The sequence below is a fragment of the Bacillus sp. EB106-08-02-XG196 genome, assembly GCF_013396335.1.
Lineage (GTDB): Bacteria > Bacillota > Bacilli > Bacillales > Cytobacillaceae > Neobacillus.
Genome location: NZ_JABWSY010000011.1, coordinates 215,292 through 222,929 on the forward strand (window position 1 = coordinate 215,292; position 7,638 = coordinate 222,929).

Genomic DNA, 7,638 nt, shown 5'->3' on the forward strand with positions numbered 1-7,638 from the left:
GTGAACATGTCCCTATTTGCAAATTTTTTTTAATCTAAAAACCTTTTTTTCATTTCCAAGGCAGGCAGCATACAGGTATCCATTTTCCCAAACCATTTGTAACGATTTTTCGCCAAAATGTCATATAGGAAATCTCTAAAAAAAGTAGGGAGGAATTTAAAGATTGTTAGGTATTTCCAGTTACCATCCAGGTATTTAGAAATGCGTAATGCTGCACTCGATTTTATATAAACTTTTTCATTTTCAATGACGATCATACTGTCAATTTTATTACTAATCCCGTATTTATTTAAAAGCATCTGTCCGGTTTCACTTTGGAGAGAAGCGAACTTAAAATGAAAATTCGAATCCCTTTTGATAATGAATTGTACGCCGCTATTACAAAAGTTACATACCCCGTCAAATAATATGATACTTTCCATACTTCACCCTTTTCCTTGTTACACAATTCGTTTATAACATTATATAAAAAATCTCAAAATATCGCTTGAAAGAGCAAAATTTTCTTGAGACTCTTTATTTCTATCGTTATAGTTAGCTTATAGAGACGATGATTGGTTGTTTGAAGGAGAGAGGTCTATGGGTTTTAATCAAGGATTTGATATGTTTTCTATTATGAGTTTGCTTTTTCCAATATTTTTTATCTTAATATTTGGAATCATCTTCTTTACCTTTTTTAAAGGCATTAAGCAATGGAACTATAATAATAAGCAGCCTAAATTGAATGTTGATGCATTTGTCGTTTCAAAAAGAGCCCAAGTAAGGGGCGGAGGTAATAACAGCCAAGCAAGTACAAGGTATTTTGTTACGTTTCAGGTCGAAAGCGGTGACAGAATGGAGCTAATGGTACACGGTTCTGAATACGGTATGCTCGCAGAAGGTGACTTTGGCGAATTAATCTTCCAAGGCACAAGATATCATGGTTTTACCAGGAGACAACAAGTTTAAAGGACTTTGTTTTGGATGAAGTTGTATAATATATACCTGAACCAGGTATCACAACAGTTGCTGTCCGCCGTCCGACTAAAAGTATGTCACTTTGGGTCGATATTTACAATTATTAGAGGGAAATAAATATTAAACCTCGGCAACTAAATAAATACTGGCGGATAGTCGGAAACACTGGAGGATAGCCAGAATTACTGGCGGATGGCCAGAAACACTGGCGGATAGCCAAAAATACTGGCGGATAGCCAGAAATACTGGCGGATAGCCAAAAATACTGGCGGATAGCCAAAAATACTGGCGGATAATCAGAAATACTGGCGGATGGCCAGAAACACTCTCGGATTACAAAATTTCATCCACAATTCCCTAAAACATTCTCAAAAAAGAAGACCTATTTCAAATTAGAAATAGGCCACCTACATTACATATACAATCCAGCCAAAAAGATTCCTAGTGTCTCCTCATATATCTCGTCAAATTGGGAGAGAGGGAGGGGGTTGGTTCCGCTGCCGAGCTCGACGGTAAATCCAGGCCGACGCCAATCTTGTATGAACCAATCCTTATATCCAGCATAACTCTCAATGGTTTTAACAGGCTGGTAACCACTGACTCTGGCAAACTCGTTAACTAGAATTTCGGATTCAGGAGGTTCGAGGTTTTCGAATCCCCAGTAAATGACTTCACCCTGGGTATGAAAGGCCAATACTCGTGCAAAATCGCGTTTCCTCGTCAAATCAGCCATCGCAATGGCTTCAGGCTCCGATAAAGGGTGTTCACCTACATAATCTCTTGGCCCAGGTTGACTAGGATTCCTTGCTTTCTCTAATTCCCAACGGGCAGGGAACTGGTCATTTAGATCAACACCTCTAATATTGGCTTTCCAACCTGAAAAATCAGTACTGCCCCGATTAAGTTCTATCACTCTATTTCTCCACGTTTCATTTTCAGGAGGACCATTCATGACAAGACTAACACCATCAGGATTAACCATTGGTACAAGAGATAGCAGCGTTTGTTGGTATAAAGGTGAGGTAGATAGACCACGAATGGAGCTTCCATTCGTAAGCGATAAACAGTAATCATTTAAAAACGTCATTAAGATAGGAGTCGTGATCCATTCATTTGCATGAAATGAAGCATTATAATGAACTCTTTTACCACCATTTCCAATAAGAACTTCGGGAATACGATTACCAAGGACTGAATTTCCGGCGTTTGTTACACGGAGAAAGGGGTAAACATTATGCAAACGAGCTACATCATTTATCATTCTGCTGAAATCATAATGCTGCTTTCCTTGTACCAGCCTCCAGGTTATCCTAAGCGGAACCCTGATGTTTTGCCCCACAGACAGTCGATTCGGATTTATATTAGGGTTAGCAAGCAGTAGGGCATCAAGTGAAAGATTACGCCTTTGGGCAATCCCCCAAAAAGAATCACCACGTCTAATCTGATAATTCTGTGCAGCAAAACCGGGAATTCGAATCCGCTGTCCTGCTGCAAGCTGGCTTGGTTCAATATCTCGATTAGAATCGATAATCAGCTGAAGATTTATTCCATACAGTTGGCTGTAATACCATAAAGAATCTCCTTGCCTCACATAGATATCCATGTAATCCTCCTGATAGTTATAATTGTATTATTAAGAATGTATGCATCCATGGTGAGCCTTTATGTAAGTTATCATGCTTTTCTAAGGTAGTCCCACGAACAAATAAAGAGTGTCAGGGACACTCTGTAGGTAGTTATGTGGAGAGCTAAACTTATTGTTTACGTCATATGGACGGTTTTGATATGTTGAAGATTTAAAAAGACCGGGTTTCCTTTAGCTGTTGTCAATTCAATGAAATTATTTTTTATTCCCGTGATTTTCCCCATGACGTTCTCGGTTTCCCCAATATTAAATACAATTAATGTACCAACTAATTTTTCAATCTGGACTTCAAAAGAACGTGCGAATGTTATGTTAGATGGATTAACTGGCAAATTCGCATTACTTAAACCATAGGGACGCTGGTTATTTGTATACGGAATTAACCATTTTAAGTGATTGAGGGAGATAAACATCGTTTTGTAAATAGGGGAGTAGAAAACAAAATAATTGTTCATAATGCTGATAATGTAACCGTGAACGGCTTGTTTACTGGTCACATAAATTTCTGTGAAAATCCCCTTTGCTGCCGTAAGGGTTTTTCGTAATGAAATTTCCTCGCTAGGATTAAATATAGGAGATTGGTCATCTGATAGAGTAATGATTTCATCAATTTCCTCTTTTTTTGGAAACTTCCAATTTTGAATATGAACGGTAGGAATGTATAAATAATCGTAACCATTGTAAATAACCCACAAGTCACTGCCGATGTCGATTAAGATTCCGCTGATAGGCTTATTTCCTGAGATTTCTAGTTTTATATAGGTACCAATATGGTCTTTTATTTTCATTTAATCACATCCTTTCTAGTAAAATGATTCTACAATAAGAGAGGGCCGCATAATTGGAATCTACTAGGATAGATGCCCTGCTCTTTATTGTAAAATTTTGATGGGATATATTCGGCACTGGAATAGAGAATTTTGGTTTACGGATAATCATTTGCTGCCATATGGTAGGGGAGTGATTAAATACGTTTTTGTGATTGATTCCGATTTGGCCACCCAGAAAAGATGGATCTGCGGTCAAAATCACGCATTGCTGGTTCACCAGAAAAACGAGATGCCCCAACTTCTTGTGCCTTAGGTTTTTTATCCTCATTTTTACTTTCTACTTGGTTTCTTTTTGTCTTTTCTATTTTCATTAGAGGATTCGTATCAATCGTTTCTTTTACTTGTTTCACTTTATTAATTAACTCCTGTGAAGATTTCGCACTTACTTCATTTTTCGTTACAGGTTCAGATTTCTTTTGCTCGCGAACAGGTTGTTTTACTTGGGCCCTTTTATCAATAATGGAACCAGCTGGTTTTTGGATACTTTCTTTATCGTTCTTAACGATGTTTTGAATAACCACTTCTGATTTTTGATTTTTAACTTCCTCTTGATGCGTTTGAGGTAATTCAGTTTTTGACCATTTGCCGTCCATATGGCTGTTTTGTCTTACATTTTGAGGAATGCTCTCATGTGCATTTTGCTTTTTTTCATCTTTTACAATTTTCATGTCATTGCTAATCATTGCGATTGGTAATGAGTTTTTAATAGGTTCTGCCCAAACCCTTTTTTCCGTTTCCGGTTCTATTATATTCATTACTACCGGTTGCTGAGGAGTTGATTCCTGTTTCTCGAAAACTTGAGTTTCCACATAATTGTCGTTTGTATCTTTTGTTTTACTATCTGAAACAGCTGATTCCGTTTCATTTTTGTTTTCCTCTTGTTTTTCTTCTTTCCGATAGCCTTTTAATATATTTGAAATGTGAGAGATTTTGATTAAAATTCGGTCTTCGCCATTAATCAAGGTAACGAAGTCAGCATCGACAATACTTAAAACGCCGGCAAATGATTGCTTATTTAAGCACAGTATAGATACCCATGAATTCTTTAATGAGCTTAATAAGTCCGCTAAACTCTGAGTTTGCATATATTCAGTGGTGATGTCTTCACCTTTATATTGTTTCGTATTTTTAGTTATCGCCTGAATTTTGTCAATGCTATAGTAATAGACGTATTCATTTTCATCTTCAATGATAATATGATCGGTCTCTACGCCCATTAATTTTCCTTTTATAATTTCTTCACCAACGTATAGATTCACATTAAAGCCTTTTAGTAAATCAACAGTTGATGAAAAATTATCTGATCCCATTTAAAGTTCCTCCTTAGGGTAAATTTGTCGCTTCTCTTTAGAGAAGCGACAAGTGTTTATTTGTCATTGTCTTACTTGTGAATTTTCTGCACGGACAACTCTTTGTCTCACTGCTTGCTTTTCTGTTTGAGACATTGTGTTTTGCTCAGAACCTTGATCTTTACTTTCTTCTTTGTTTTCACTTTCGACTTTTAATCCATAACTAATGTTTCGGATATGCCACATAGATACGCGGACAACTTCCTCTTTACTAATTAACGATACGAAGTCCTTATTTATTTCGCTAATAACACCTTCTAATTTTTCTGGACCTCCACGGTTAATTTTAACCCATTGGAACTTTAGGCTGTCTAAAAGACCCTGAAAGTTTGCAGCGCTTTTGAATTCAAAATTCTCAGGAACCTCAATTCCCGCATCCATCGTGTCCTTTGAATTTTCGGTTACACTTTTAACATGGTGAGTATTGTAATAAATCACCCCGTCATCCTTTGTTAACACTACCAGGTGATCATCAAGAACGGCCATTAATTTCCCAATCCTTGATTCTGGACCTCCTCTGTCAACCTTGATTGTCTTCCCCACTAAAGACTTCCACATGTCGTTATTCACAATATTTATCCTCCTTTAAATAAATAAACTTTTACACTGCATTTATATGTGTCACGGTGTGATGTTGTACTAAACGACGAGCCTTTTTTCTTACCTTTTTGAAAAAATAGGCAAAAAAAAGGTATATGGAATTCATATACAGTGTTAAATAGGTCATAAAATAGCCAGTTCTTTTTTTAAATAACCATTTCTATTCATAATAAACTTCAGAATGACATCCATTTCTTTGTCAAAATATTTCTCGTCCATATTTATATAGGGATCTGTCCTAATAAACGACTTCAATTTTTGAAACTGTTCTTCAATAATCGGTCTCAATGTTTCCAGATTAAAGTGATTTTCTAAGATGGAAGACATGATTTCCTTGTATTTTGATCTATATGGGTAAATATAGAGAAGCCTGCTAGTCAAGGTATTATAGCCTCTAATGGGAACAAAATCGTGTTCAAGCATTCTTCCATGAAGGTCTCTTCCCCAGGTCCCATCATAGTCCCAAGGGGTTATTTCAAACAGGTTGTTTTTGGGATTTAGATAAAGAGCATAGTTATGGATAAAGCCATCAAAGTTCTGTGTACATACAACACCGGCAAGCCATCTTAGGTATTTCTCAATATCTAGGATTTTACCAATTTCCTTTTCAAACGCCTCATTAGGAAAGGTGTTGATCATTTCAATGAAGTCTTCTAACATGGATAAATCCTTTGGTTCTCCATATTTTATCGTGTATCCCTCATCTAAACTGGTTTTTAGTTCGTTCTCAGGCGAGAGTAAGGAAAAGTTTGCAAAATAATTAGTGGCATATATGATGGGTCCAACTGGAAGATTTCTTTTTTTCAAAAGATGTTGATCAAAAGATTCCAGTTCTAAATAAATTCCTTTACAAAAACCATTTATATAAAGAAGGACGTGCTTAGAGTGTGGAGAAATTACACCAATAGTATCAAAAAAATCAAGAGAGAGCTTATTGCGGCTCAGTGAAATATCATCGTATTCTGCATTAAGATGAATTTCATGCGCTCCATTGACGAGATAAGGGTTTTGAAAAATAATATTATAGGACTTTTTCTTCTTCTTTCTAATAACATTTCCCCGGTAGGTGATTCCGATCTTGTATTGATTATCGTCAATTTTTAAGACTGCAGGGAAATGCTCATTCTCCCAAATATCATCTTCCATTTTCTTAAGCCATTTTGGATTAATGAAGATTTCGTATTTTAACACATTAATACTCCTATACACACATTTTTTCTAGATAGTATGCAGCTTCCCAGTTGAATGTGCAGTACAAACATCCAATATTTTGATATAGGACAAATGTGGACAGGTAAATATTAGTGAAATGAATTTTAAAAATATATGTTTGTCTATATCAAGGTCTACATTATTACCATAAATTAGAAGTGAATATAATATTTTTATGGAAAGTGGTGGAAAAACCCAGATGAAGAAGGACATGAATCAGATGCTGTCAAAAGCTAAGGATAATGGCGTCGTTTTATTTCTAAATAACAATCCAGATGAGAAGCAAGACAAAAAATGTTTCTGTGAGGATTCAGATTCAAATGGCAGCAAAGGGTCAGACGGAAGTCGGGGGTCTAAAGGAAGTAAGGGCTCACGTGGCAGTCATGGGACTTGCGGCAGTAGAGGCAGCAAGGGATCTGGTGGAAGTAGGAGGTCCAAGGGTTCACACGGTTCGGGTGGTAGTAAAGGTTCCAAAGGCTCGCGCGGTTCGGGTGGGTCTCAACGAAAGAAAGGTCCTAAAGGCCCTAAGGGTCGAAAAGGTCCTAAAGGAAGAAAAGGCAAACACAGTTCGGGTGGAAGTAAAGGATCTAAAGGCTCGCGCGGTTCGGGAGGAAGTAAAGGATCTAAAGGGTCACGTGGTTCGGGAGGAAGTAAAGGATCTAAAGGGTCACGTGGTTCTAGCGGCAGAAAAGGATCTAACCGCGGTTATAGTTATGGCGGTAAAAACTCTGGTGGAACGAAAGGCAGCAAAGGATCTCGCGGAAGTAAGGGCAGCAGAGGTTCCAGTGGTTCCCATGGATCTCGTGGCGGCAAAGGTCCTAAAGGCCCTAAAGGTAAAAAAGGACGTCGTGGTTCAGGTGGCAGCAGAGGTTCCAAGGGCTCACGCGGCTCTGGCAGAAGTAAAGGTTCCAAGGGCTCTCGTGGCTCTGGTGGAAGTAAAGGTTCTAAGGGCTCTCGTGGCTCTGGTGGAAGTAAAGGTTCTAAGGGCTCTCGTGGCTCTGGCGGAAGTAAAGGTTCTAAGGGCTCTCGTGGCTCTGGCGGAAGT

8 protein-coding genes are annotated in these 7,638 nt (G+C 37.8%); 2 read left to right on the top strand and 6 right to left on the bottom strand.

Annotated elements, in window-relative coordinates:
* Window positions 1-29: 29 nt before the first annotated feature.
* Complete coding sequence (locus tag MLOOGBEN_RS18450) at window positions 30-422, bottom strand: thiol-disulfide oxidoreductase DCC family protein (protein WP_179159731.1); 393 nt, start codon at window positions 420-422, stop codon at window positions 30-32.
* Window positions 423-579: 157 nt separating this feature from the next.
* Here MLOOGBEN_RS18450 and MLOOGBEN_RS18455 point away from each other — a divergent pair, with 157 nt between their 5' ends.
* Window positions 580-948, top strand: coding sequence for a DUF2500 domain-containing protein (locus MLOOGBEN_RS18455; protein ID WP_218781245.1), 369 nt, complete (start codon window positions 580-582; stop codon window positions 946-948).
* Between the two features lie 421 nt (window positions 949-1,369).
* Here the strand turns inward: MLOOGBEN_RS18455 and MLOOGBEN_RS18460 are convergent, their stop codons facing one another.
* From MLOOGBEN_RS18460 to MLOOGBEN_RS18480, 5 genes are all read right to left on the bottom strand, one after another.
* Complete coding sequence (locus MLOOGBEN_RS18460) at window positions 1,370-2,560, bottom strand: M14 family metallopeptidase (RefSeq protein WP_179159732.1); 1,191 nt, start codon at window positions 2,558-2,560, stop codon at window positions 1,370-1,372.
* Between the two features lie 158 nt (window positions 2,561-2,718).
* Window positions 2,719-3,390, bottom strand: a complete 672-nt coding sequence (locus MLOOGBEN_RS18465; protein ID WP_179159733.1) for a DUF2642 domain-containing protein — start codon at window positions 3,388-3,390, stop codon at window positions 2,719-2,721.
* A gap of 176 nt (window positions 3,391-3,566) precedes the next feature.
* Window positions 3,567-4,742 carry a hypothetical protein gene (locus MLOOGBEN_RS18470; RefSeq protein ID WP_179159734.1) on the bottom strand — a complete coding sequence of 392 codons (1,176 nt, stop codon included), beginning with the start codon at window positions 4,740-4,742 and terminating at the stop codon, window positions 3,567-3,569.
* Between the two features lie 63 nt (window positions 4,743-4,805).
* Window positions 4,806-5,351: a hypothetical protein gene (locus MLOOGBEN_RS18475; protein ID WP_179159735.1), complete on the bottom strand. Its 546-nt coding sequence runs from the start codon at window positions 5,349-5,351 to the stop codon at window positions 4,806-4,808.
* A gap of 153 nt (window positions 5,352-5,504) precedes the next feature.
* Window positions 5,505-6,572, bottom strand: a complete 1,068-nt coding sequence (locus tag MLOOGBEN_RS18480) for a CotH kinase family protein (RefSeq protein ID WP_368737801.1) — start codon at window positions 6,570-6,572, stop codon at window positions 5,505-5,507.
* 341 nt (window positions 6,573-6,913) lie between these two features.
* Between MLOOGBEN_RS18480 and MLOOGBEN_RS18485 the strand changes: the two genes are divergently transcribed.
* Window positions 6,914-7,638: hypothetical protein (locus MLOOGBEN_RS18485; RefSeq protein WP_179159736.1), on the top strand; the 725-nt coding region annotated here is incomplete at its 3' end.

Bases quoted from the DNA above. Each gene is read 5' to 3' on its own strand.
- MLOOGBEN_RS18455 (WP_218781245.1), top strand. From the start codon at position 580: ATGGGTTTTAATCAAGGATTTGATATGTTTTCTATTATGAGTTTGCTT.
- MLOOGBEN_RS18470 (WP_179159734.1), bottom strand. From the start codon at position 4,742: ATGGGATCAGATAATTTTTCATCAACTGTTGATTTACTAAAAGGCTTT.
- MLOOGBEN_RS18460 (WP_179159732.1), bottom strand. From the start codon at position 2,560: ATGGATATCTATGTGAGGCAAGGAGATTCTTTATGGTATTACAGCCAA.
- MLOOGBEN_RS18465 (WP_179159733.1), bottom strand. From the start codon at position 3,390: ATGAAAATAAAAGACCATATTGGTACCTATATAAAACTAGAAATCTCA.
- MLOOGBEN_RS18450 (WP_179159731.1), bottom strand. From the start codon at position 422: ATGGAAAGTATCATATTATTTGACGGGGTATGTAACTTTTGTAATAGC.